Origin of the sequence: Sphingopyxis sp. MC1, from assembly GCF_000371385.1 — a bacterium.
GTDB classification, from domain to species: domain Bacteria; phylum Pseudomonadota; class Alphaproteobacteria; order Sphingomonadales; family Sphingomonadaceae; genus Sphingopyxis; species Sphingopyxis terrae.
Genome location: NZ_AOUN01000022.1, coordinates 128,534 through 153,084, shown reverse-complemented (window position 1 = coordinate 153,084; position 24,551 = coordinate 128,534). Strand labels below are relative to the sequence as shown.

The 24,551-nt window shown below is 63.9% G+C and carries 27 protein-coding genes; 3 read left to right on the top strand and 24 right to left on the bottom strand.

Going from position 1 to position 24,551, the window contains the following annotated elements; all coding sequences use genetic code 11:
• Position 1 precedes the first annotated feature (1 nt).
• The 17 genes from EBMC1_RS16720 to EBMC1_RS16645 form a co-directional block, all read right to left on the bottom strand.
• On the bottom strand, positions 2–805 hold the full coding sequence (locus EBMC1_RS16720) for a biotin--[acetyl-CoA-carboxylase] ligase (protein WP_003051629.1): 804 nt from the start codon (positions 803–805) through the stop codon (positions 2–4).
• Positions 727–2,157 carry an NADH-quinone oxidoreductase subunit NuoN gene (gene nuoN / locus EBMC1_RS16715; protein WP_003051626.1) on the bottom strand — a complete coding sequence of 477 codons (1,431 nt, stop codon included), beginning with the start codon at positions 2,155–2,157 and terminating at the stop codon, positions 727–729. The genes EBMC1_RS16720 and nuoN overlap by 79 nt, the downstream gene beginning before the upstream one ends.
• Positions 2,154–3,719 (bottom strand): NADH-quinone oxidoreductase subunit M, encoded by a 1,566-nt coding sequence (locus EBMC1_RS16710; protein ID WP_003051619.1) that lies wholly within the window; start codon positions 3,717–3,719, stop codon positions 2,154–2,156. The genes nuoN and EBMC1_RS16710 overlap by 4 nt, the downstream gene beginning before the upstream one ends.
• Positions 3,716–5,788: an NADH-quinone oxidoreductase subunit L gene (gene nuoL / locus EBMC1_RS16705; protein WP_003051616.1), complete on the bottom strand. Its 2,073-nt coding sequence runs from the start codon at positions 5,786–5,788 to the stop codon at positions 3,716–3,718. The genes EBMC1_RS16710 and nuoL overlap by 4 nt, the downstream gene beginning before the upstream one ends.
• Before the next feature lie 4 nt (positions 5,789–5,792).
• Positions 5,793–6,098 carry an NADH-quinone oxidoreductase subunit NuoK gene (nuoK, locus tag EBMC1_RS16700; protein ID WP_003051614.1) on the bottom strand — a complete coding sequence of 102 codons (306 nt, stop codon included), beginning with the start codon at positions 6,096–6,098 and terminating at the stop codon, positions 5,793–5,795.
• Positions 6,095–6,706: an NADH-quinone oxidoreductase subunit J gene (locus tag EBMC1_RS16695; RefSeq protein ID WP_003051606.1), complete on the bottom strand. Its 612-nt coding sequence runs from the start codon at positions 6,704–6,706 to the stop codon at positions 6,095–6,097. The genes nuoK and EBMC1_RS16695 overlap by 4 nt, the downstream gene beginning before the upstream one ends.
• Before the next feature lie 12 nt (positions 6,707–6,718).
• Positions 6,719–7,207, bottom strand: coding sequence for an NADH-quinone oxidoreductase subunit NuoI (nuoI, locus tag EBMC1_RS16690; RefSeq protein WP_003051603.1), 489 nt, complete (start codon positions 7,205–7,207; stop codon positions 6,719–6,721).
• Positions 7,204–8,277: an NADH-quinone oxidoreductase subunit NuoH gene (gene nuoH, locus EBMC1_RS16685; RefSeq protein ID WP_003051600.1), complete on the bottom strand. Its 1,074-nt coding sequence runs from the start codon at positions 8,275–8,277 to the stop codon at positions 7,204–7,206. The genes nuoI and nuoH overlap by 4 nt, the downstream gene beginning before the upstream one ends.
• A gap of 91 nt (positions 8,278–8,368) precedes the next feature.
• Complete coding sequence (nuoG, locus tag EBMC1_RS16680) at positions 8,369–10,381, bottom strand: NADH-quinone oxidoreductase subunit NuoG (protein WP_003051597.1); 2,013 nt, start codon at positions 10,379–10,381, stop codon at positions 8,369–8,371.
• Between the two features lies 1 nt (position 10,382).
• Positions 10,383–10,742 carry a hypothetical protein gene (locus tag EBMC1_RS18575; RefSeq protein ID WP_156001423.1) on the bottom strand — a complete coding sequence of 120 codons (360 nt, stop codon included), beginning with the start codon at positions 10,740–10,742 and terminating at the stop codon, positions 10,383–10,385.
• Positions 10,739–12,028, bottom strand: a complete 1,290-nt coding sequence (gene nuoF / locus EBMC1_RS16670; RefSeq protein ID WP_003051586.1) for an NADH-quinone oxidoreductase subunit NuoF — start codon at positions 12,026–12,028, stop codon at positions 10,739–10,741. The genes EBMC1_RS18575 and nuoF overlap by 4 nt, the downstream gene beginning before the upstream one ends.
• The gene (locus tag EBMC1_RS18570) at positions 12,028–12,189 is read right to left on the bottom strand and encodes a hypothetical protein (protein WP_156001421.1); all 162 of its coding nucleotides are present in this window, start codon (positions 12,187–12,189) and stop codon (positions 12,028–12,030) included. Before EBMC1_RS18570 ends, nuoF begins: the two co-directional genes overlap by 1 nt.
• Complete coding sequence (locus tag EBMC1_RS16665) at positions 12,189–12,857, bottom strand: complex I 24 kDa subunit family protein (protein ID WP_003051583.1); 669 nt, start codon at positions 12,855–12,857, stop codon at positions 12,189–12,191. Before EBMC1_RS16665 ends, EBMC1_RS18570 begins: the two co-directional genes overlap by 1 nt.
• Positions 12,857–14,074: an NADH-quinone oxidoreductase subunit D gene (locus EBMC1_RS16660; protein WP_040590797.1), complete on the bottom strand. Its 1,218-nt coding sequence runs from the start codon at positions 14,072–14,074 to the stop codon at positions 12,857–12,859. The genes EBMC1_RS16665 and EBMC1_RS16660 overlap by 1 nt, the downstream gene beginning before the upstream one ends.
• A 35-nt stretch (positions 14,075–14,109) precedes the next feature.
• Complete coding sequence (locus tag EBMC1_RS16655; RefSeq protein ID WP_003051577.1) at positions 14,110–15,027, bottom strand: NADH-quinone oxidoreductase subunit C; 918 nt, start codon at positions 15,025–15,027, stop codon at positions 14,110–14,112.
• Positions 15,027–15,581, bottom strand: a complete 555-nt coding sequence (locus tag EBMC1_RS16650) for a NuoB/complex I 20 kDa subunit family protein (RefSeq protein ID WP_003051575.1) — start codon at positions 15,579–15,581, stop codon at positions 15,027–15,029. Before EBMC1_RS16650 ends, EBMC1_RS16655 begins: the two co-directional genes overlap by 1 nt.
• A complete protein-coding gene (locus EBMC1_RS16645; protein WP_003051572.1) occupies positions 15,578–15,952 on the bottom strand; it encodes an NADH-quinone oxidoreductase subunit A in 375 nt (124 codons plus the stop codon). The genes EBMC1_RS16650 and EBMC1_RS16645 overlap by 4 nt, the downstream gene beginning before the upstream one ends.
• 215 nt (positions 15,953–16,167) lie before the next feature.
• On the opposite strand from EBMC1_RS16645, the gene EBMC1_RS16640 reads away from it, so the two are divergent.
• A complete protein-coding gene (locus EBMC1_RS16640; RefSeq protein ID WP_003051569.1) occupies positions 16,168–16,653 on the top strand; it encodes a YbjN domain-containing protein in 486 nt (161 codons plus the stop codon).
• A gap of 75 nt (positions 16,654–16,728) precedes the next feature.
• On the opposite strand, the gene EBMC1_RS16635 is transcribed toward EBMC1_RS16640, so the two are convergent.
• The 3 genes from EBMC1_RS16635 to EBMC1_RS16625 form a co-directional block, all read right to left on the bottom strand.
• Positions 16,729–17,547 carry an inositol monophosphatase family protein gene (locus tag EBMC1_RS16635; RefSeq protein WP_003051566.1) on the bottom strand — a complete coding sequence of 273 codons (819 nt, stop codon included), beginning with the start codon at positions 17,545–17,547 and terminating at the stop codon, positions 16,729–16,731.
• 99 nt (positions 17,548–17,646) lie between these two features.
• Entirely contained in the window at positions 17,647–18,210 is a 564-nt protein-coding gene (gene efp, locus EBMC1_RS16630) for an elongation factor P (protein ID WP_003051563.1), read from the bottom strand.
• 104 nt (positions 18,211–18,314) lie between these two features.
• The gene (locus EBMC1_RS16625) at positions 18,315–20,276 is read right to left on the bottom strand and encodes an OPT family oligopeptide transporter (RefSeq protein ID WP_003051560.1); all 1,962 of its coding nucleotides are present in this window, start codon (positions 20,274–20,276) and stop codon (positions 18,315–18,317) included.
• Between the two features lie 137 nt (positions 20,277–20,413).
• On the opposite strand from EBMC1_RS16625, the gene EBMC1_RS18565 reads away from it, so the two are divergent.
• On the top strand, positions 20,414–20,560 hold the full coding sequence (locus EBMC1_RS18565) for a hypothetical protein (RefSeq protein WP_156001419.1): 147 nt from the start codon (positions 20,414–20,416) through the stop codon (positions 20,558–20,560).
• 10 nt (positions 20,561–20,570) lie between these two features.
• Here EBMC1_RS18565 and thiE read toward each other — a convergent pair whose 3' ends face one another.
• Positions 20,571–21,200, bottom strand: coding sequence for a thiamine phosphate synthase (thiE, locus tag EBMC1_RS16620; protein WP_003051558.1), 630 nt, complete (start codon positions 21,198–21,200; stop codon positions 20,571–20,573).
• A gap of 35 nt (positions 21,201–21,235) precedes the next feature.
• Between thiE and EBMC1_RS16615 the strand changes: the two genes are divergently transcribed.
• Entirely contained in the window at positions 21,236–21,637 is a 402-nt protein-coding gene (locus EBMC1_RS16615) for a hypothetical protein (RefSeq protein WP_231292949.1), read from the top strand.
• Here EBMC1_RS16615 and EBMC1_RS16610 read toward each other — a convergent pair.
• The 3 genes from EBMC1_RS16610 to EBMC1_RS16600 all read right to left on the bottom strand — a co-directional run bounded on the left by EBMC1_RS16610 (position 21,634) and on the right by EBMC1_RS16600 (position 24,454).
• A complete protein-coding gene (locus EBMC1_RS16610; RefSeq protein ID WP_003051550.1) occupies positions 21,634–22,290 on the bottom strand; it encodes an O-methyltransferase in 657 nt (218 codons plus the stop codon). The genes EBMC1_RS16615 and EBMC1_RS16610 overlap by 4 nt on opposite strands.
• Positions 22,290–23,180, bottom strand: a complete 891-nt coding sequence (locus EBMC1_RS16605) for a fructose bisphosphate aldolase (RefSeq protein ID WP_003051547.1) — start codon at positions 23,178–23,180, stop codon at positions 22,290–22,292. Before EBMC1_RS16605 ends, EBMC1_RS16610 begins: the two co-directional genes overlap by 1 nt.
• A 77-nt stretch (positions 23,181–23,257) precedes the next feature.
• Positions 23,258–24,454 (bottom strand): phosphoglycerate kinase, encoded by a 1,197-nt coding sequence (locus tag EBMC1_RS16600; RefSeq protein ID WP_003051544.1) that lies wholly within the window; start codon positions 24,452–24,454, stop codon positions 23,258–23,260.
• Positions 24,455–24,551 lie beyond the last annotated feature (97 nt).

The window sequence follows — 24,551 nt, the reverse complement described above, 5'->3', positions numbered from 1 at the left end:
GTTATGTCCCCTCCTCTACGGGTCGCCGCAATTCGACGTCGCCCGCATGCACCAGCATGACCTCCCCGTCGGCGCGGCGCAAGCGCAGCGCTCCGTCGGGCGCGAGGCCGTCGAAATATCCGTCGAGTGCCTGTTCGGACACATGTAGCGGCGTGCCCACGGGATGCCCCAGCGGCAACCAGGCGCGCACGATGCTTTCGACGCCTTCCTGGCGCCAGCTCCAGAGCGCGTCGGCCATGGCGACCGCCAGCGCATCGGCAAAGCGGTCGCGGTCGATCGCCGCGCCCTTTTCGGCGAGCGATGCGGTGGCACGGTCGGGCAGATCGGGCGCCGAAACCAGATTGACACCGACCCCGATCACTACGCTGTCGCCGCTGCGCTCGAGCAGAATGCCCGAACATTTGGCACCGTCGGCCAGGACATCATTCGGCCATTTGAGCTGGAAGTCGATCGCCGGCGCCAGCGCGCGGATCGTCTTCGCCAGCGCGACCCCGGCGACCAGCGCCAGCGTCGCGGCGAGCGGGTCGCCGGCGCGCAACTGCACCACCGTCGATCCCATGAAATTGCCGAGGCCATCGCCCCATGCGCGGCCCAGCCGCCCGCGTCCGGCGGTCTGGCGGTCGGCGACGAGCCAATGCCCCTCGCCGACATGCTCGCCCGCCGCCAGCCGCGCCAGCAGGTCGGCGTTGGTCGAACCTGTCTGCGCGATCCGCTCGATCGGCGGGATCAGAACAGCACCGCAGCCGCGGTGGCGGAGACGACCGCCAGCACCGGAATGAAGAAATAGCCGACGACCGACAGCCACAGGGCGCTGGCGGTAATGACCGCATCCTCGACCACGACGCCGCCGGTACCGAATTCAACCTCCGACTTGTCGTCGAAGTACATCGTCTTGATCACCGCGATATAATAGAAAGCACCGATCACCGACGCGACGATCCCGGCAATCGCCAGCGGCAGCAGATTGGCATCGACCGCGGCCTGGAACACCAGATATTTCGGCCAGAAGCCAAAGAGCGGCGGAATGCCGGCGAGGCTGAACAGGAACACCGCCATCGCCGCGGCAAGCCCCGGGCGGCGCTGCGAAAAGCCCGCGAGCGCCGGGATGCTTTCGATCGGATTGCCCGCGGTATCGCGCAGCTGGAGCACGACGAGGAAGCTGCCGATCGTCGTCACGACATAGACGAGCAGATAGGTCAGCACCGACTCGACGCCCTGCTGGGTGCCGGCGGCCAGGCCGACGAGCATGAAGCCGACATTGTTGATCGACGAATAGGCAAGCAGGCGCTTGATATTCTTCTGCCCGATCGCCCCGACAGCGCCGAGGATGATCGACGCGAGCGCGAGGAAGATCATGATCTGCTGCCACGCCGCGGTCGCCGGACCCATGGCTTCGATGACGACGCGCGTCATGAGCGCCATCGCCGCGACCTTCGGGGCGCTGGCGAAGAAGGTCGTCACCGGGGTCGGCGCGCCTTCATAGACGTCGGGCGTCCACATGTGGAAGGGCACCGCGCTGATCTTGAACGCCAGACCGGCGATCACGAAGACGAGGCCGAACAGCAGGCCGTTGTTCATGCCGCCGCCCATCGCCTGCGCGATGCCGGCGAACTGCGTCGTTCCCGAAAAGCCGTAGAGCAGCGAAATGCCGTAAAGCAGCATCCCCGAAGCCAGCGCGCCAAGGACGAAATATTTGAGCCCCGCCTCGCTCGACCGGTCGTCCGACCGCATGAAGCTGGCAAGCACATAGGCGGCAAGGCTGTTGAGCTCGAGCCCGACGTAGAGCGTCATCAGGTCGCGCGCCGACGCCATGATACCCATGCCGAGCGCCGCGAACAGGATCAGCACCGGATATTCGGCGCGCATCGCGTCCTTGAAGAAGCGCGGCGCGATCAGGATGCAGATGAAGCTTGCGGCGTAGATGAGCAGCTTGGCAAAGCCGCCGAAGGCATCAACTTCCAGCGTGTTCGAAAAGACCGAAGCCTGCGTCCCGAACATCGCGACAACCGCCGCCGCCGCAGCAGCAAGCGTGACGAGCGCCGCAAGCTGATAGAGGCCGACCTGACGGTCACCGCCAAATGTCCCGAGCAGCAGCGTAACGAGCCCGCCGATCGTCAGGATCAGTTCGGGCCAGATGAGGGCGAGATCAGCGGTCATTGGAGGCCCCCCGCATGATGCGCTTCGCCGGCGGCGGCGGCCTCTCCATGCGCGTCGTGCGCCGCCTTGGGCTTCCCGGCGGTGACGTGGGCATCGCCGGCGGGCTTGGCGGGCGCGAGGCGCGCGACCACGGTGGTCACGTCGCCGCGGAGCGGGGCGAGGAAGCTTTCGGGATAGACGCCCATCCACAGCGCCACCGCGGCCAGCGGCACGAAAATCGCCCATTCGCGGGGATTGATGTCGGGCATGGCCTTCACATCGTCCTTGGTCAGTTCGCCGAACACGATGCGGCGATAGAGGTAAAGCATATAGGCGGCGCCCAGGATGATACCGGTCGTGCAAACCAGCGCGACCCAGCTCGACGCTTCGTAGATGCCGGCGAGGCTCAGGAATTCGCCGACGAAGCCGCTGGTCCCCGGAAGGCCGATCGACGCCATGGTGAAGAGCATGAAGAACAGCGCATAGGCCGGCATGTTCACCGCGAGGCCGCCGTAGCGGTCGATCTCGCGCGTGTGCAGCCGGTCATAGATCACGCCGACGCAGAAGAAGAGCGCGGCCGAAACGACCCCATGGCTGAGCATGATGATCATCGCGCCTTCGATGCCCTGCTGGTTGAAGGCGAAGAGGCCCGCGGTCACGATCGCCATGTGGGCGACCGACGAATAGGCGATCAGCTTCTTCATGTCGCTCTGCACCAGCGCGACGAGGCTGGTGTAGACCACCGCGATCATCGACAGCGCAAAGACGATCCACATCAGCTGCGCCGAGGCATCGGGGAACATCGGCATCATGAACCGGATGAAGCCATAGCTGCCCATCTTGAGCAGCACGCCCGCCAGGATCATCGAACCTGCCGTCGGCGCCTGGACGTGCGCGTCGGGAAGCCAGGTATGGACCGGCCACATCGGCATCTTCACCGCGAGGCTGGCGAAAAAGGCGAGCCACAGCCACGTCTGCATTTCCGGCGGGAAATTATAGACGAGCAGCGTCGGGATGTCGGTGGTCCCCGCTTCGCGGATCATCGCGATCATCGCAATCAGCATCAGCACCGAGCCGAGCAGCGTGTAGAGGAAGAATTTGAAAGCCGCATAGATGCGGTTCGCGCCGCCCCAGATGCCGATGATGAAATACATCGGGATCAGGCCAGCTTCGAAGAAGATATAGAAGAGCAGCAGATCCTGCGCCGCAAAGACGCCGATCATCACCACTTCCATGACGAGGAACATCGCCATGTAGAGGCCGACGCGCTTCGTCACCGATTGCCAGCTCGCCAGGATGCACAACGGCATCAGGAAGACGCTGAGCATGATCAGCACCAGCGCGATGCCGTCAATGCCGAGCGCATAGTTGAACGGGCCGAAGATGCCGCGATGCATCTCCTGAAACTGCCACTGCGCGCCGCCGATATCGAAATTCGCCCACAGCATGACGCCGAGCGCGAAGTCGATCAGCGTCGCCGCGAGCGCGATCAGGCGCGCGTTGCGGTCGCTGGCGAAGACACATGCGATGGCGGCGACCGCAGGGACCGCCAGCATCAGCGAAAGGATCGGAAGACCGCTCACTGGAACTTCACCATGGCCCAGCTGGCGAGGCCGACAAGACCGAGCAGCATCACGAACGCATATCCATAAACATAACCCGATTGCAGCCGGACCGCGAGCCGGGTGCCCCCCTGGACGAGTGCCGCCACACCATTGGGACCGAAACGGTCGATGGTGCCTTCATCCCCACGCTTCCAGAAGAAGCGGCCGATCGCGAACGCCGGCTTGACGAAGAGGAAGTTGTAGAGCTCGTCGAAATACCATTTGTTGAACAGGAATTTGTGCAGCAGCGAGAACTGCGCGACGAACCGCGCGGGCAGCGTCGTGTTGCGGATATAGCTGTTCCAGGCAAGGAACAGGCCGATCGCCATCACCGTGAACGGCATCCACTTGACCCACAGCGGCACTTCGTGCGCCGCGTGCATCAAATGTTCGTTGAACGCCAGGCTGCCCTTCCAGAAAGCCGCGCCCTCTTCGGGGTAGATGAACTGGTGGTTGAAGAGCATCCCCGCAAACACCGCGCCGAGCGACAGCACGCCCAGCGGGATCAGCATGTTGATCGGGCTTTCGTGCGGATGATAGCCCGCCGTGCCATCGCCGTGCGCGTCTTGGTGAGGCGCATGGGCGTGATCGTCATGGCCGTGGCCATGATCGTCGTGCACCGCATGCTGGATATGCTCGCTCTGCTCCCACCGCGGCTTGCCATAGAAGGTCAGGAAGACGAGACGCCATGAGTAGAAGCTCGTCAGCAACGCGGCGAAAATACCGACCCAGAAGGCGATCTGGCCGCCACCGCCAGCAGCGAACGCTGCCTCGAGGATCCCGTCCTTCGAATAGAAGCCAGCGAAACCCGCCACGCCCGCGATGCCGACGCCGGTGATCGCCAGCGTCCCCATCATCATCGCCCAATAGGTGAGCGGGATATGTTTCCGAAGCCCGCCATAGTAACGCATGTCCTGCTCGTGGTGCATCGCATGGATGACCGAACCCGCGCCCAGGAACAGCAGCGCCTTGAAGAAGGCGTGCGTGAACAGGTGGAACATCGCCGCGCCGTAAGCGCCGACGCCCGCCGCAAAGAACATGTAGCCGAGCTGCGAACAGGTCGAATAGGCGATGACGCGCTTGATGTCCCACTGCGTCGTGCCGACGGTCGCGGCGAAGAAGCAGGTGGCGGCGCCGACGAAGGTGACGACGCCCGCCGCGACCGGCGCGGCTTCGAACATCGGCGACAGGCGGCAGACCATGAACACCCCCGCGGTGACCATCGTCGCGGCGTGGATCAGCGCCGACACGGGGGTCGGACCTTCCATCGCGTCGGGAAGCCAGGTGTGCAAGCCAAGCTGCGCCGACTTGCCCATCGCGCCGATGAACAGCAGCAGGCAAAGCACGGTCATCGTGTCGAAGCGGTGGCCGAGAAAGCCGATCGTCGATCCCGCCATGCCCGGCGCCGCGGCCAGAATCTCGGGGATCGAGACGGTGCCGAACACCAGGAAGGTGCCGAAGATGCCGAGCATGAAGCCAAGGTCGCCGACGCGATTGACGACGAACGCCTTGATCGCTGCAGCATTGGCGCTCGGCTTCTTGTACCAGAAACCGATGAGCAGATAGGATGCGAGGCCAACGCCTTCCCAGCCGAAGAACATCTGGACGAGGTTGTTCGCGGTCACGAGCATCAGCATCGCGAAGGTGAAGAGCGACAGATAGGCGAAGAAGCGCGGCTGCTCCGGGTCTTCGCTCATATAGCCCCAGCTATAGAGGTGGACGAGCGCCGAAACGGTCGTGATGACGACCAGCATCACCGCGGTCAGCGTGTCGACGCGCAGCTCCCAGTTGAACTGGAGCGCGCCCGACGAAACCCAGTGCAGCACCGGCGTGACGCCGGCTTCGCCCGTTCCCGCGACAAAGGACAGAAAAATCGGCCAGCTCAGCGCGCAGCTTGCGAACAGCGCACCGGTGGTCACGAGCTTTGCCGCGGTGGTGCCGATGGCGCGCTGGCCCAGACCTGCAACAAGCGCCGCGAGCAGCGGCAGGAAAACGATGTAGACAATTGAGCCGAGCGCAAGGGGCTTCAGAAAGAAGATATTCTCCACCAAATCAGCCCTTCATCCGGTTGGCATCGTCGACGGCGATGGTGCCGCGGCCGCGGAAATAGATGACAAGGATCGCGAGACCGATCGCGGCTTCGCCCGCGGCAACGGTCAACACGAACATCGAAAAGACCTGGCCCACCAGATCACCCAGCGCGGCACTGAACGCCACGAGGTTGATGTTCACGGCAAGCAGGATGAGCTCGATCGCCATCAGGATGACGATGATATTCTTGCGATTGATGAAGATGCCGAGCACGCCGAGCGTGAACAGCACCGCCGAAACGGCGAGATAATGGCCGACCGAAATCACAGTTCCATCCCCTGCCCGACGCCCGGATCGACGAGGCGCGTCGCGTCTTCGGGACGGCGGCGCACCTGCTGGCTGATATTCTGTCCACGCACGCCGCCGCGCTGGCGGTGGGTGAGCACGATCGCGCCGATCATCGCGACGAGGAGGACGATGCCCGCCGCCTCGAACAGGAAGATATAGCGCGTGTAGAGCAGTTCGCCGATCTGCTGGATATTGCTCTTGTCGCTGACCACGGGCGCGGCGCGCGCCGCAAGATCGATCCCCCCGGCGCTCCAGGCGCCGACCGCGAACACCAGTTCGGCGGCAAGGATGATCGCGACGAGCGCGCCCAGCGGCAAATAGCGCACGAAACCGGCGCGCAGCTCGGCGAAGTCGATGTCGAGCATCATCACGACGAACAGGAACAGCACCGCGACCGCGCCGACATAGACGATGACGAGCAGCATCGCGATGAATTCCGCCCCTGCGAGCAGCATCAGCCCCGCCGCGTTGAAGAAGGCGAGGATCAGCCACATCACGCTATGCACGGGATTGCGGGCGAAAATCACCATCGCGGCCGACGCGATCACGATGGTCGCGAACAGGTAAAAGGCGATCAGTTGAATCATGTCCGCGCGCCCTTACCGATAGGGCGCGTCGGCGGCAAGATTGGCCGCAATCGCGCGTTCCCATTTGTCGCCATTGGCGAGCAGCTTGGCCTTGTCATAGAGCAGTTCCTCGCGCGTTTCGGTCGCGAATTCGAAGTTCGGCCCCTCGACGATGGCATCGACCGGGCAGGCTTCCTGACAGAAGCCGCAATAGATGCACTTGGTCATGTCGATGTCGTAGCGCGTCGTGCGACGGCTACCATCGTCGCGCGGCTCGGCCTCGATCGTGATCGCCTGCGCCGGACAGATTGCCTCGCACAGCTTGCACGCGATGCAGCGTTCCTCGCCGTTCGGATAACGGCGCAGCGCATGCTCGCCGCGGAAACGCGGGCTGAGCGGGTTCTTCTCAAACGGATAGTTGATCGTCGCCTTCGGCTTGAAGAAATATTTGAGCGTGAGGGCGTGCGCCTTCACAAACTCCCAGAGGGTGAAGCTTTTGACGAGATGGCCTACGTAACTCATGAATACCTCGTCAGCATCAGATAGCCGGAGATCAGGAACACCCAGATCAGCGAGATCGGCAGGAAGATTTTCCACCCCAGCCGCATCAGTTGGTCATAGCGATAGCGCGGGACGGTCGCCTTCACCCAGCTGAAGACGAAGAAGAAGAACAGGATCTTCGCGAACAGCCAGATGATGCCGGGGACGGCATAGAGCGGCGCCCAGTCGACCGGCGGCAGCCAGCCGCCCCAGAAGAGCACGGCGTTGAGCGTGCACATCAGCAGGACGTTGGCATATTCCCCGAGCCAGAAGAGCGCGAAGCTCATCGACGAATATTCGGTCTGATAGCCCGCGACGAGCTCGCTTTCGGCCTCGGTCAGGTCGAACGGCGCACGCGCGGTTTCGGCGAGCGCCGAGATCAGGAACATCACCGCGAGCGGGAAGAGCAGCAGGTTGAAGCCGAAGGCGTTGACGAAGCCCAGCCCGTGCCCCTGCTGCGCCTTGACGATCTCATTCAAGTTGAAGCTGTCGGCCCACAGGACGACGCCGATCAGGATGAAACCGATCGACACTTCATAGGAGATCATCTGCGCCGAGGCGCGCAGCGCGGAAAAGAAGGGATATTTCGAGTTCGACGACCAGCCCGACAGGATGACGCCGTAAACGCCGAGCGACGAGATCGCGAGGATGTAGAGCAGCCCGACGTTGATGTCGGCGAGCACCGCACCCGAATTGAACGGGATCACCGCCCACGCCATCAGCGCCACGGTGAAGGTGATGATCGGCGCGATCAGGAACAGGCCGCGGTTCGCGCTCGACGGAATGATCGTTTCCTGCAGGAACACTTTCAGGCCGTCGGCGAAGCTCTGCAGCAGTCCGAAGGGACCGACGACGTTCGGACCGCGGCGCAGCGCGATCGCGGCCCAAATCTTGCGGTCGGCATAGATGATCATCGCCACCGCGAGCATCAGCGGCAACGCGATAAGCAGGATGCCGCAGATGGTGGCGAGCGCCCATGCCGCCTCATAGCTCATCGTAATATGCAAAGCCGACAAGCCGAACAGGTTAAAGTCCTGAAAAAACTCGGTCACAGCGACCACTCCCTATCGTCATGCCGGACTTGATCCGGCATCCATGGACCCCGGATCAAGTCCGGGGTGACGAAACTGCTTTTTGCGAAGCTCATTCCGCGGCCTCCGCATAATCCGCGCCATGCAGCAGCTCGGCCGAGCAGCGCTCCATCGTCGGCGATGCGCGGCAGATGGCGTTGGTGAGGTAGAAATCCTTGATCGGCGACGGGATCGCGCGCGCCTCGGGCTTCGCGTCGAGCTTGGGCACGGACCAGCCGTAATCGGCCAGCCCCTCGACGCCGAGCGCCGGCACCGCCGCGATCATCGCCGCGCGACATTCGTCGAAGCTGTCGAAGCCGACGCTGACGCCGAGCGCATCGGCCAGCGCGCGGAAGATGCTCCAGTCTTCGCGCGCGTCACCCGGCGCGAACACCGCCTTTTCGCTGCGCTGGACGCGGCCTTCGGTGTTGACCGTCGTGAAGTCCTTTTCGGTCCACGCCGCGGCCGGCAGGATGACGTCGGCCGCATGCGCGCCCTTGTCGCCATGATGGCCGACATAGACTTTGAAGCTCTTGTCGAAGGCCGCGAAATCGACCTCGTCGGCGCCCAGGAAGAAGGTCAGCTTGGGCTTGGCGGCGATGATGTCCTTGATCCCGCCCGGCTGTGCGTAGCCGAGCATCAAGGCCCCCATGCGCGCGGCCGAGAAATGGACGACGTTGAAGCCGTTCCAGCCGTCCTTCACCGCGTCGACGCTCTTGGCGAGCGCCAGCGCGGCGCCATGGACGCCCGGCACCGACAGCGCGCCGCCGCCGAATACCAGCATCGGCCGCTCGGCGCCCTTCAGCGCATCCATCGCTGCCTTGGGCAGTTTCGCGACCAGCGAGGCATCGTCGCCGAGCCATTCGGTCTTGTAGGTGAGGTCGACTTCGGGCCCGATACCGAACACTTTCGCACCCTTCTTCCACACCGCCTTGCGGACGCGCGTGTTGATGAGCGGCGCTTCCCAGCGCAGATTGGTGCCGACGAGCAGGATCACGTCGGCATTTTCGGCCTGCGCAATCGTGGTATTGAAATTGACCGCCGACAGGCTGGTGACGTCATAGGCAAGGCCCGTCTGGCGTCCTTCGAGCAGGTCGGAACCGAGCGCATTCACCAGCGCCTTCGCCGCGAACATCGTCTCGCAATCGACCATGTCGCCCGCAATCGCCGCGACCGACTTGCCGGCGTTCGCCGCCTTGATCGCGGCAAAAGCTTCGGCCCAGCTCGCCTCGACGAGCCTGCCGTCCTTGCGCACATAGGGGCGGTCGAGGCGGCGGCGCATCAGGCCGTCGACATGGTGGCGCGTCTTGTCGCTCGCCCATTCCTCGTTCACATCGTCGTTGACGCGCGGCAGCACGCGCAGCACCTGGCGGCCGCGGCTGTCGATACGGACGTTGGTGCCGACCGCGTCCATCATGTCGATGCCCAGCGTCTTGGTCAGTTCCCACGGCCGCGCCTCGAACGCATAGGGCTTGCTGGTCAGCGCGCCGACCGGGCAAAGATCGACGACATTGCCCGACAGCTCGCTCGCGACCGCGCGCTCGAGATAGCTGGTGATCTGCATATTCTCGCCGCGATAGATCGCGCCGATATCCTCGACCCCGGCGACTTCCTCGGCAAAGCGGACGCAGCGCGTGCACTGGATGCAGCGCGTCATCACCGTCTTGACGATCGGCCCCATATATTTCTCGGTCACCGCGCGCTTGTTCTCGTCATAGCGCGACGCACCGCGGCCATAGGCGACCGACTGGTCCTGCAGGTCGCATTCGCCGCCCTGATCGCAGATCGGGCAGTCGAGCGGGTGGTTGATGAGCAGAAACTCCATCACCCCTTCGCGCGCCTTTTTCACCATCGGGCTATCGGTCTTGATCACCTGCCCTTCGGCGGTCGGGAGCGCGCACGACGCCTGCGGCTTCGGCGGGCCGGGCGACACTTCGACGAGGCACATGCGGCAATTGCCGGCGATCGACAGGCGTTCATGGTAGCAGAAGCGCGGAATTTCCTTCCCCGCCATCTCGCACGCCTGCAGAACGGTTGCGCCCTGCGGAACGTCGATTTCTACGCCATCTACGGTAACTTTAGGCATATCAGTGCCATCTCGCTTCGATGAAATCTTTGGGTACGTGGTGGCTTGCCCAACCCGCTTTCAAATCCTTTTGGCGCGCCTGCTCGTAGCTGCCACACGACTTAACGATCTTCTGCTCAAGCTTGGAAAAGCGTGCGGGAGCCGTCGGAAGCAGCTTCTTGTTATCGCGGCGCGCCACGAGATAATTCTCGTAAAAGCGGCTTTCTCCGTGCTTTTCGGCCACCGAAAAAGAACAAGCGACCCACTTCTTCGCGGCTGCTGAGGTTTCTATACAGCCGCATGCCGGGGCAGGTGTCGCCAAAAAGACGATCGCTAAACTTCCAGCGACTACGGGAAGCGCGAACAGCTGAGCCCTCTTCACTCTGCCGCCTCCATCACGCCGCCATTCTCACGGATGCGGCGTTCCAGTTCGGGGCGGAAGTGGCGGATCAGGCCCTGGATCGGCCAGGCCGCCGCATCGCCGAGCGCGCAGATCGTATGCCCTTCGACCTGCTTGGTCACATCGAACAAGGTATCGATCTCGCTAATGTCGGCGTCGCCGGTGCGCAGCCGCTCCATCACGCGCCACATCCAGCCGGTGCCTTCGCGGCACGGCGTGCACTGGCCGCAGCTTTCATGCTTGTAGAAATAGCTGATACGGCTGATCGCCTGAACAACGTCGGTCGACTTGTCCATCACGATCGCGGCGGCGGTGCCAAGGCCCGAGCCGAGTTCCTTGAGGCCGTCGAAATCCATCGGCGCGTCCATGATCTGCGCCGCCGGGACGAGCGGCACCGACGAACCGCCGGGGATCACCGCGAGCAGATTGTCCCAGCCGCCTCTTATGCCGCCGCAATGCTTTTCGATGAGGTCGCGGAACGGGATGCCCATCTCTTCCTCGACCACGCACGGGCGTTCGACATGGCCCGAAATCTGGAAGAGCTTGGTGCCCTTGTTATTCTCGCGCCCGAAGCTGGAGAACCACGCGGCGCCGCGGCGCAGGATCGTCGGGACGACCGCGATGCTTTCGACATTGTTGACCGTCGTCGGGCAGCCATAGAGGCCCGCACCCGCCGGGAACGGCGGTTTGAGGCGCGGTTGGCCCTTCTTGCCCTCAAGGCTTTCGATCATCGCGGTTTCTTCGCCGCAGATGTACGCGCCGGCGCCGCGATGGACGAAGACGTCGAAATCATAGCCCGACTTCGCCGCATTCTTGCCGAGCAGGCCGGCGTCATAGGCCTCCTGCACCGCCGCGAAGAGTGTCTCGGCCTCACGGATGAACTCGCCGCGAATGTAGATGTACGCAGCGCGCGCACGCATCGCATAGCCCGCGATCAGCGCGCCCTCGATCAGCTTGTGCGGATCGTGGCGGATGATCTCGCGATCCTTGCACGAGCCGGGTTCGGATTCGTCGGCGTTGATGACGAGGAAGCTCGGGCGGTCGGCGCGCGGTTCCTTCGGCATGAACGACCATTTCAGGCCGGTCGGGAAGCCCGCGCCGCCACGGCCGCGCAGGCCGGACGCCTTGATTTCCTCGATGATCGCGTCCTGGCCGCGAGTCATCAGATCCTTGGTCTTGTCCCAATCGCCGCGCGCCTGCGCACTTTTGAGGTTCCACGGCTGATAGCCATAGAGATTGGTAAAGATGCGATCCTTGTCGGCGAGCATCAGTTGGTCCCACCCTTGTTTTGCATCATCTTGTAAACGACGTAACCGAGCGCGAGGATCAGCAGCGGACCGATCAGCGCAAAGGTCACGCGCAGCACGAAACCCAGCACGACAAGCGCGCCGATGATCGCCAGGATCGTGATGATGTCCTTCTGGGTCATCACCAATCCTTCCGATAGTCGTGGTTGGCCTTGACCATGTCTTTCAGGGTCGTGGGGCCACCTTCGGGGTCGCTCGTATGACGCTGCGCATTCTGGGTGCCCGCCTTGGGCTGTTTGCCCGCCGCCAGATCCTCGAGGATGCGGGTCATGCTGTCATAGTCGAGATCTTCGTAATTATCGTCGTTAATCTGGACCATCGGCGCGTTGGTGCAGGTGCCCATGCACTCGACCTCGGTCAGCGTGAACAGCCCGTCGGGCGTGGTCTTGCCCTTGGTCATCCCGCGGTTCTTGCACGCCGCCATGACATCGTCCGACCCGCGCAGCAGGCACGGCGTCGTGCCGCACACCTGCACATGATAGCGGCCGACCGGCGCGAGATTGTACATGGTGTAGAAGGTCGCGACTTCGTAGGCGCGCATGAACGGCATATCGAGCTGGGCCGCGACATATTCGATCACCGGCACGGGCAGCCAGCCCTGCGTCTGCGTCTCGGCACCGACCTGGCGCTGCGCGAGATCGAGCAGCGGCATCACCGCCGAGCGCTGACGCCCCGCGGGATAGCGCGCGACGACGGCCTTCGCCTTTTCGGCATTTTCCTTCGTCCACGCAAAAGCGCCCCAGCGCGCGCGGACTTCGGCTTCATCGGGAATTTGCGGTGCGTCGGCCATCAGCGGTCACACTCTCCGAAAACGACGTCAATGGCGCCGATAATTGCAGTGGTGTCGGCGAGCATGTGGCCCTTGCACATGAAATCCATCGCCTGAAGGTGCGAAAACGCCGTCGGGCGGATCTTGCAGCGGTACGGCTTGTTGGTGCCGTCGCTGACCAGATAGACGCCGAATTCGCCCTTGGGGCTTTCGGTCGCCACGTAAACCTCGCCCGCCGGGACGTGGAAACCCTCGGTATAGAGCTTGAAGTGGTGGATCAGCGATTCCATCGACTGCTTCATCTCGCCGCGCTTCGGCGGCGAAACCTTGCGGTCGAGGCTGGCGACCGGACCGCTCGGCATGTCGCGCAGGCACTGCTTGATGATGCGCGCCGACTGATAGACTTCCTGTACGCGGACCATGAAGCGGTCGTAGCAGTCGCCGCGCGTGCCGACGGGAATGTCGAATTCCATCTTGGCATAGGCGTCATAGGGCTGCGACTTGCGCAAATCCCACGCGATGCCGCTGCCGCGGATCATCGGGCCCGAGAAGCCCCACGCCAGCGCGTCTTCCTTGCTGACCACGGCGATGTCGACGTTGCGCTGTTTGAAGATGCGGTTGTCGATGACGAGGCTCATCGCGTCGCCGAACAGTTCGGGCAGGCGCTTGTCGACCCATTCGCCGATGTCGACGAGCAGCTTTTCGGGAACGTCCTGATGGACGCCGCCGGGGCGGAACCAGGCCGAGTGCATCCGCGCGCCGCTCGCGCGTTCGAAGAAGTTGAGGCAATCCTCGCGCAGTTCGAACACCCACAGGTTCGGCGTCATCGCGCCGACGTCCATGACGTGCGACCCGATGTTGAGCATATGGTTGCAGATGCGCGTCAGCTCGGCGAACAGCACGCGCAGATATTGCGCGCGTTCGGGCACTTCGAGATCGAGCAATTTCTCGATCGCCAGCACATAGCTATGCTCCATGCCGAGCGGCGAGCAATAGTCGAGCCGGTCGAAATAGGGCAAAGCCTGCAGATAGGTCTTATATTCGATCAGCTTTTCGGTGCCGCGGTGGAGCAGCCCGACGTGCGGGTCGACGCGTTCGATAATCTCGCCGTCGAGTTCCATCACCATGCGCAGCACGCCGTGTGCCGCGGGGTGCTGCGGGCCGAAGTTGATGGTGTAATTGGTGACGACCTGATCGCCCGCCGTATCGGCGGTATCGACCGGATAGCCTTCGAACATGTCGCTTCCGTGGTGCCGGACCGTCGCATTATCGGTCATGCGTCACCTCCTGCTTTGGGCTTGCGCGGCTTGGCCGGAGCCTTGGCAGCCGCCTTGGGCTTTGCCGGAGCCTTTTCGGCCTTCTTGGTCGCGGGCGTCTTCGCCTTTGCCGCAGGCTTGGCCTTGGCACTGTCCTTGCTGGGCTTCGCGGCTTCCTTGTTCGCCTTTTCGCCCGCGCCGGTCTGTTTGGCATTGTCGGTCGTCTTGGGCGTCGGCGGCGGTGTCTTCTTCGCCTCGTCGGCCTTCTTGACCGCCTCTGCGGTCATCGGCGTCGGCGCGCCCTTGCCCGGCGCCTCACCGGTGCCGCCCGCCTTTTCGTCGCCGGGAAGGATATAGTCGGCGCCTTCCCACGGACTGAGGAAGTCGAAGCTGCGGAAATCCTGCGCCAGCTTGACGGGTTCATAGACGACGCGCTTGTCCTCTTCGGAATAGCGCAGCTCGGTATAACCGGTCAGCGGGAAGTCCTTGCGCTGCGGATGCCCCTGGAAACCATAGTCGGTCAGGATGCGGCGCAGGTCGGGATTGCCGCTGAACAGCACCCCGTACATGTCGAACACTTCGCGTTCGAGCCAGCCGGCGTTGGGCCAGACAGAGACAATGCTCGGCACCGGGGTTGCCTCGTCGGTCAGCACCCGGACGCGCAGACGGTGGTTCTGCGTCACGCTGAGCAGATGATAGACGACTTCGAACCGCTCTGGCCGGTCGGGATAATCGACCCCGGCGATCTCCATGAGCTGCTGATAGGCAAGTTCGTCGCGCAGGCCGACCATCACCCCGGCAACCGCTTCGCGGCGCACGGTGATGCTGTCCTCGCCCACGGCGAAGACATGCGCGATCAGATCGCCGCCGACGACTTTCTTCAGCGCCTCGACAATGCCGTCGCGCGGCGCGATCAGGGGAGCGGGACTGGCCATCAGCGTTCGATCGTTCCGGTGCGGCGGATTTTCCGCTGCAACTGCATGACACCATAGAGCAGCGCTTCGGCGGTCGGGGGACAGCCGGGGACATAGATGTCCACGGGCACGATGCGATCGCAGCCGCGCACCACCGAATAGCTGTAGTGGTAATAGCCGCCGCCATTGGCGCAGCTACCCATCGAAATCACATATTTGGGGTTCGACATCTGGTCGTAGACGCGGCGCAGCGCCGGGGCCATCTTGTTGCACAGCGTGCCCGCGACGATCATCACGTCGGACTGGCGCGGGCTGGCGCGCGGCGCAACGCCGAAGCGTTCCATGTCATACCGCGGCATGTTGACGTGGATCATCTCGACCGCGCAGCACGCGAGGCCGAAGGTCATCCACCACAGCGAGCCGGTGCGCGCCCAGTTGAAGAGATCCTCGGTCGAGGTGACGAGAAACCCCTTGTCGCCGACCTCTGCATTGAGATCGTCGAAAAAGCTCTGGTCCGGGGCTGTCCCCGGAGCGACCGGCATCGAGCCGGGGGTCAGGATGGTCGAATTGCTCATTCCCAATCCAACGCCCCTTTCTTCCACGCATAGACAAGACCGATCGCGAGCTCGGCCAGGAAAACCATCATCGTCGCCCAGCCGGCCCAGCCGATTTCCTTCAGGCTGACCGCCCAGGGAAAGAGGAAGGCCGCTTCAAGATCGAAGATGATGAACAGAATCGCGACGAGATAGAAGCGCACGTCGAACTGGCTGCGCGCATCCTCGAAAGCGGGAAAGCCGCACTCATATTCGGTCAGCTTCGCCGGATCGGGCTGATGCGCCCCGGTCAACCGCGCCACGCCCATCGGCAGGAACACGAACGCCGCCGACAGCGCAACGGCGATGCCCAGGAATATCAGGATTGGCAAATATTGAGTCAGATCGACCATGGGAGCTCGCAGTCATGATTTCGGGCGTTTGCCACCCCGTTTCTGCGGGCGCTTTAGGCCAGCATGGCGCTGCCCGCAAGCGCTGCGGACAGGAAAATCGCCTTGCGAACGCCAAAAGCGCGGGGAACGCTGGCAAGGACGGGCGAAGCTATGTTAGGCGGCTGAACGGGACGCGTGTTGCGGCACGATTTGCCGCCATCCAACTGGGGGACTTTATGCGCCAACTGCCATTTGCCACTGCTCTTGCCACACTTGCCGCCACCGCGCTCGGCGCGACGCCGGCCCATGCCGAACTGGTTACGCCCAAGAATCCCGCCGCAATCGTCGCGATCGTCGAATCGCAGGGCTGGCCCGCCAAGCTGGTGACCGCCAGCGATGCCGATCCCTATATCGAGAGCAGCCGCAACGGCCTGAAATTCCTCGTTCTGTTCATGAACTGCAACGACGCGCACAAGGAGTGCAAGACGCTGCAATATTATATGGGGTTCAACGACGCGAAGAATGTGCCGTTCGAAAAGTTCAACAGCTGGAACAAGGAAAAACGCTTTGCGCGCGCCTATCGCGACAATGAAGGCGATCCGGTGCTGGAAATGGACGTCGATGTCGATTTTGCCGGATTGCCGCGCGAAAATCTGGGCGAGAGCTTCAACACCTGGGCGTCGCTGATGGATGCCTATCGCGAGTTCATCTACGACGATTGATAGGGCGAAACGCGGACAGCAAAAAGGCCATCCCGGTTATCCCGCGGATGGCCTTTTTTGCACTCACGTAACGGGTCAGGCGTTGCGCAGCGCGCCCGCGACCAGTTTTTGCAGCTTGGAATGCACCGCGCCGCTGCCCGCGATGAACTCGCTGCGCTCGATCGCCCGATCACCGCCGCGGAAATCGCTGACGAAGCCGCCGGCTTCGCGCACGAGCAACATGCCCGCCGCGACGTCCCAGATCGACAGATCGGCTTCCCAGAAGCCGTCGAACCGCCCCGCGGCGACCCATGCGAGGTCAAGGCTGGCGGCGCCGAAGCGGCGGATGCCCGCAACTTCGGGCGCAACTGCACCGAAAATACGGCTCCACTGACCGAAATCGCCATGGCCCATATAGGGGATGCCGGTCGCGATCAGACATTCATTGAGATTGCGGCGCGACGAGACGCGCAGGCGCCGGTCATGCAACCATGCGCCGCGACCGCGTTCGGCCCAATAGCTTTCGTCGGTAACCGGCTGATAGATCAGCCCCGCGGTCACATCGCCCCAGCCGCCGCCGAGCTTCGGTTCCTGCACCGCGATCGAAATCGCGAATTGCGGGATCGCGTGCAGAAAGTTCGAGGTGCCGTCGAGCGGGTCGATGATGAAGCGGGGCTTGCCGGGCTCGCCTTCGATCTCGCCAGCCTCTTCCATCAGGAAACCCCAACCCGGACGGGCATGGGTGAGTTCGTCATACAGCGTGCGCTCGGCGGCCTGGTCGGCCTTGGACACGAAATCCGCCGGTCCTTTTTGCGAAACCTGCAGATGCTCGATCTCGCCAAAGTCGCGGCGCAGCTTCGTACCCGCCTTGCGCGCGGCACGTTCCATGACGGTGATGATGCCGGATACGGCCATTTTCGTTTCCTTCAACGCGTCGGCCCCGCGGAGGTGGGGGCCGCTGGCTGCGTTGCGCCAGATTGCTAGCGGCCCCCGCCTTCGCGGGGGCGACGTTACTTAGTCAGCACGGCGGACATATTCGCGGTCATAGACGTTGACCACGATACGCGTGCCACTGGTGATGTGCGGCGGCACCATGACCCGCACGCCATTGTCGAGGATCGCCGGCTTGTACGACGACGAGGCCGTCTGGCCCTTCACCACCGCGTCGGCCTCGACGATCGTCGCTTCGATCTGTTCGGGCAGTTCGACCGAGATCGGGCGCTCTTCCCACAGTTCGAGCACGACTTCCATGCCGTCCTGCAGGAATTCGTGGGCTTCGCCGACGACATCCTTCGAAATGGTGATCTGTTCGTAACTGTCCTTGTCCATGAACACGAGGTCGTCGCCCTCGGCATAGAGGAACTGGAAATCCTTGGTATCGAGGCGGACCTTCTCGACCGTGTCCGCGCTGCGGAAACGGTTGTTGAGCTTGCGCCCGTCGATCAGATTCTTGGCTTCGACCTGCATATAGGCGCCGCCCTTGCCCGGCTGGGTGTGCTGGATCTTGGTGACCTTCCAGATGCCGCCCTCATATTCGATAATATTGCCGGGACGGATTTCAACGCCGGTGATTTTCATCGCGCACACTCGCTAGTTCAAGGATGGAAAGAGCCGCCGGCGCAGCGGGTGCGCCGGTCACAGGAGCGCGCCCTTAGCCGCCTGCGCGGCCAAGGGCAAGCGCGTTAGACGCTTTCGGTGGCGCGGCGCGTGCGCCGATAGCTGTAAGCGATCAACGCGACGAAGAGCGAAAGGCCGACGATGATCGCCGTCGGCTCGAAGCTCTCCCCGACCAGCGCCAGCGGCGCATCGCTTCCCGAGCCCGCGACGACGCCCGCGAACAATACCCCGAAAATGCTCTCGCCGACGATGAAGCCCGTCGCCAGCAAGACGCCCATCCGACTGTAGAATTCGGGGCGAGCGCTGCGTTCGGCGTGCTTTTCCCAGAAATGGCCGATCACCGCACCAATGGGGATGAGCAGCGTCAGCGACATCGGCAGATAAATGCCCATCCCGACGCCGAGCGGCGGCAGGCGCAGCTTGCCCATGCGCCCCAATATCTCGTCGGCGGCGATGACCGCGGCGCCGATCAAGGCGCCATAGCCGATCAGATCCCAGCGCAGATCGCCGCCGAGCACGCCCTTGGCCAGCGCGCTGATCAGGGCCGCTTGCGGCGCCGGCAGCGCATTGGCGCCCGCCCCCGCGGCACCGGCAAAGCCAAATGCCTGGTTCAACAGGTCGAGCACCGGCGGAATGATGAGCGAACCGAAGCCGACACCGATAACCAGCGCGAGCTGCTGCTTCCACGGCGTCGCACCGACGAGCTGGCCGGTCTTCAGATCCTGGAGATTGTCGTTGGAAATCGTCGCGACCGAAAAGACGATCGCGGTGGTGAACAGCGCATAGGCGACAAGCGCAGCGGTATCGGCTTCACTGTGATTGCGCCCGAAGAAGAGGAGCAGCATCAGCGAAGCGGCAATGATGGCGAGGATACCGACGCCCGACACCGGGCTGTTCGACGCACCGATCAGGCCGGCCATATAGCCGGTAACCGCGGCGATGATCGCGCCGACGAACAGCACGAACAGCAGCGTCGCGAAAATGACGCCGACCGGATTGGCCGCGATCGGGCCGCCCTGCGCAAAGAACCACAGCAATCCCGCGATCGGAATCAGCGAGCCCAGGATCGTCCCCGCGACGATGCCGAAGGACAGGTCGCGCTCGCCCAGCTCGACGACCTCGCCCGCGCCGCGCGCCCGCGACGACGCGATCGAGCCCTTGATGCCCTTGACGATCGGGCCGACGATCTTGAGCAGCGTCCACAATGCCGCGACCCCGATCGTCCCGGCGCCGATGAAGCGCACCTGCTGCGAAAACACCATGCCGACCACATCGTCGACCGGTCCGGTCAGCCCCTGCGCCGCGGTCAGCGCGGGCATCAGACCCGCCCATGCGATGACCATGCCGATGAACATCGCAACGCCGACCGACAGGCCGACAAGATGCCCCACGCCGATCAGCGCGAAGGACAGGCTGCCGCTGACGCCGGTGGCGCCGGCGCCGAGCTTGAAATTCTTCGACACTTCGAGCGCGGCGAGCTTCATCGCGCCCAGCAACGAGAAACCGGCGCTGATCAGCGATCCGAGCAGGATGGTGCGCAGGCCGCGCTGATTCTCCTCGGCCCCCTCGCCCGCGCGCGACCCGACCTTGAGCACTTCGGCCGCGGCGACGCCTTCGGGATAGGGAAGGTCCGACCCGGCGACGAGTGCGCGGCGCAGCGGGACCGAAAACATCACGCCCAGCGTTCCGCCGATGAAACAGACGGCGGCGGTCGTCCAATAGGGGAAACCCTGCCACCAGCCGACGATGACCAGACCGGGCAGGACGAAGATGATGGCCGCAAGCGTCCCCGCCGCGCTGGCGATCGTCTGGACGATATTATTCTCCAATATCGTCGCCCCCGAAAGGAAGCGCAGGATCGCCATCGAAATGACCGCGGCCGGAATCGAGGTCGCGAAGGTCAGTCCGACCTTCAACCCCAGATAGACATTTGCCGCCGTGAACAGCAGCGTGATCAGTCCGCCGAGGACGATCCCGCGGACGGTGAGTTCGCGCATCGAAACGCTGCGCTGGTCGGTATCGGACATAAACTTCTCCCCGCGCGCTGTGTTGCGGGCGGCGCCGGATTAGGCAAGTCAAAACAGGCGTGGAAACGCGACGAAGCGAAACCGAATTGACGCTTCGATCCAATCATCGCCACGCAGCGCGGCGCATAGAGCCGGGCATGACGACGACCCTTCCCGATCCCAAGCCGCATCCCGGCCCCGAAGCGGCCGCTTCGGTCAAGCGCCCGGCGCCATGCGTGGGCCTGTTCGGTTGGCGCAAGTGCGACGACGCACCGCGTGACGAGCATCCGCGCACGCGGACCTGACGCGCGCGGCCTAATCCGCTGCCATCAGCGCGGCGAAAGCCTGCACCGCCGCAGCCGGGCCGTCCGGATGGTTCCAGACGCCGCCCGATACGGCAAGGAAATCGGTGCCAGCATCGATCAACAGCTCCGCATTCTCGACCGTGATCCCGCCGATCGCAACGCAGGGCAGCTCGAACAGTCCCTGCCACCAGCTGAGGATTTCGGGTTCGGCGCGATGTTCCACCGCCTTTGTCGTCGTGGGGAAGAAGGCGCCGAAGGCGACATAATCCGCCCCCGCTTCGCCGGCATCCATCGCAAGGTGGCGGCTGTTGTGACAGGTTACGCCGATCTGCGCGCCGGGGCCGAGCAGCCGCCGCGCCTGCTGCGGATCGCCGTCCCCCTGCCCCAGATGGACGCCATCGGCCTTGAGCCGCTTCGCCAGCGCCATGTCGTCGTTGACGATGAAGGCGACATCGTGCGCGGCGCAAATCGCCTGTAGCGGTTCGGCAAGGCGCGCCGCTTCGTGCTGGGTCAAACCCTTGACGCGGAACTGGAACGCGGCAACCGGGCCGGCGGCCAGCGCCGCTTCGAGTTGCGCCGGAAAGTCGCCGCCGACATCGGGTGGCGAGATGAGGTAAAGCTGGCAGGTCGGTTCGGTCATGGCGGGTTCATAGCTACGCCGCCAGCATGCCGCAAATGCAGAAGATGTTTCGCGCCGCCACCCTGTCCCTCGTCACTGCTGCGACCGTTTCGGCCTGCGCAGCGACTCGCGACGTTACCGCATTGCCCGACGCCGCCAATGTCGCCATCGGCCAGCGCGCCTATGCCGACGGCCCGTTGATCCAGCCGGTCGCGGTGATCGAGGACAGTCGCTGCCCCGTCGGAGTCGCCTGTGTGTGGGCAGGCCGCGTTCGCGTGAAGATTCTCTGGCTTCGTCCCAATGGCGACGCACAGCCTTTCGAAGCGGTGCTGGGCGAGCCGACGCCGCTGGCCGACGGCACGATCACGCTCGAATCGGTGCATCCCGACAAGCGCCCCGACCGACCGATCAAGGCCGGCGATTACCGCTTCGCCTTCCGATTCATGGGCGGTCTTTAGGCGACCCGCGCCAGCACGAAGCCGTCCCATCCCTTCGCGCCGACCGTCTGCAGCGCGGTCGCGTCGATGCGCGGGTCGGATTGCAGAAAGTCAAACAGCGCGCGCGTTCCTTGAATGCGGGCATCGTCACTCGCGGGATCGAGGACGCCGCCTTCGCGCACGACATTGTCGACGATGATCGTCGTGCCGCTGCGGCCGAGGCGGATCGCTTCGGCGACATAATCGACATTGCTCTGCTTGTCGGCGTCGATGAAGACCATGTCGAAAGGCGCGACGTCGGTCATCGCGGCAAGGCTGTCCATCGCCGGGCCGACCCGGATCTCGGCCCGATCAGAGAGGCCGGCGCGATCGAGATTCGCCTGCGCGACGCGGGCATGCTTGGGATCGACTTCCAGCGTCACCAGCGCGCCATCGTCCGGTAGCGCCCGCGCGAGCCAGATCGTCGAATAGCCGCCGAGCGTCCCGATTTCGAGGATGCGTCGCGCGCCCGCCATTTGCGCGAGCAGATAGAGCATCTTGCCCTGCGCCGCCGAGACGTCGATCGGTGGCAAGCCGTTTTCGGAATTGTGGGCGAGTGCGGCCGCCAGGATCGCGTCGTCGCCAATCAGCTTCTCGCCGATATAGGTGTCAACGCGGTCCCAGCTATCGGTCATCAGGCGACCGATGCGGCGTGAATTTCGTCGATCGCGCCGCCGAGCGAGCCGTTGAATTCCGCGTCGCTCATCTGGTGACGCAAATCTTCCAGCAGCGCGCGGCTGAAGCTGGCGATGATACCGGGATTCTTGGCCAGTTCGATACACGCTTCGGGGCGCGCGAAGCCGCCCGAGAGCGCGACGACGCGCAGCACCTTGGGATGATCGACGAGCGGCTGGAACAGGCCTGCTTCGGTGGGCAGCGACAGCTTGAGCATGACCGGCGCGCCGGTCCATGCGTCGAGCGCCGCGAGCGTTTCCGCAAGCAACAGTCGGTCCGCCGCATCGCGCTCGGGGCTCTTGATATTCACTTCGGGTTCGATGATCGGCATCAGGCCGTGCGCGGCGATGCGCGCGGCTTCGGCAAATTGCTGCGCGACGATTGCCTTGACGCCCACCGGGTTGGCGAGGTTGACGACGCTGCGCATCTTGGTCCCGAACACGCCCTTCGCAACCGCCCGCTCGCACAGCGCGTCGAGATCGGCGTTGGGCTTCATCAACTGAACGCCATCGGCTTCGGCTTCGAGGCCTTTGTCGACCTTGAGGAACGGGACCACGCCGCGTTCCCACAGCAGAGCCGGGATCGGCTTGCCATCGGCTTCGCCGTCCATGGTGCGTTCGAACAGAATCGCGCCGATCACCTTATCGCCGTTGAAGCAGGGTGCGGTCACGATCCGGCTGCGCATCGCATGGATCAGCGCGAACATTTCCTCGTCGCCCGAATATTCACCTTCTTCGATGCCATAGCCCTTGAGCGCCTTGGGCGTCGAACCGCCACTCTGGTCGAGCGCGGCGATGAAGCCCTGGCCCGATTTGATCTTTTCCAGCATCTCGGCATTGGCGGTCGTCATAACGTCTCCGTGGGTTTGCATACGTATGGTGCGGCGCGCATAGCGGCCCGTTGCCTGGGACGCAATGCGATGGGAACTCAGGCCTTAAGCGCGTCTACCCCCGGCAAAGGCTTTCCTTCCATCCATTCGAGGAAGGCGCCGCCTGCGGTCGAAACAAAGGTGAACTCGTCCGCAACGCCGGCATGGTTGAGCGCGGCGACGGTATCGCCGCCGCCGGCAACCGAAATCAGCGACCCTTCGCGCGTCAACGCCGCCGCCGTCCGGGCGAGCGCGACGGTTGCGGCGTCGAACGGCGAAATCTCGAAAGCGCCGAGCGGACCGTTCCACACCAGCGTGCGGCAGCTTTTCAGCACGTCACCGAGCGCCTCGACCGCCGCAGGCCCGACATCGAGGATCATCTCGTCCGCCGCAACTTCGTGGATGTTCACGGTGCGCGTCGGCGGGTTCGCGGCGAATTCTTTCGCGACGACCACGTCATAGGGCAGATGGATGGTGCAGCCTGCGGCATCCGCCGCGTCGAAAATCGCGTTGGCGGTATCGACGAGGTCGTGCTCGCACAGCGACTTGCCGACATCGACGCCGCGCGCCGCGAGGAAAGTGTTCGCCATCCCGCCGCCGATGATCAGATGATCGACCTTGCCGACAAGGTTGCGCAGCACGTCGATCTTGCTCGACACTTTCGCGCCGCCGACAACCGCCGCAACCGGATGCGCGGGATTGCCGAGCGCGGCGTCGAGCGCCTTGAGTTCGGCCTCCATCGCGCGGCCGGCATAGGCGGGCAGCCGATGGGCAATGCCCTCGGTCGAGCCATGCGCGCGGTGCGCCGCCGAAAAGGCATCGTTGACATAGATGTCGCCGATTTCGGCAAGCGCATCGGCGAACGCGGGGTCGTTCTTTTCGTCACCCGCATGAAAGCGCGTATTTTCGAGCACGGCGACGTCGCCGGGCGCGAGGACGGCAACGCCCGCCTTGGCGCCTTCGCCGATGCAATCGGGAATGAACATCACCGAATGGCCGAGGACGTCGGCGACGCCGTCGATGACGAGGCTGAGCGACTGGGTCGGGTTCTTCGCCCCTTTCGGGCGGCCGAAATGGGCAAGCAGCAGAACGATGGCGCCCTTGTCCGACAATTCGCGGATCGTCGGCATCGCCGCCCGAATTCGCGTATCGTCGGCGACGGCGCCGTCGGACATCGGCACGTTGAGATCGACGCGCACCAGCACCTTCTTGCCGGTGACGTCACCGATGTCGTCGAGCGTCTTGAAATCTGCCATCTCTCACTCCGATCCCGGAGTGTTCCCCCGCGAAGGCGGGGGTCCATCTCCTGCGCTCTTATCCCCTGATCACCGCCGGTTTCATTCCGATGCGGTC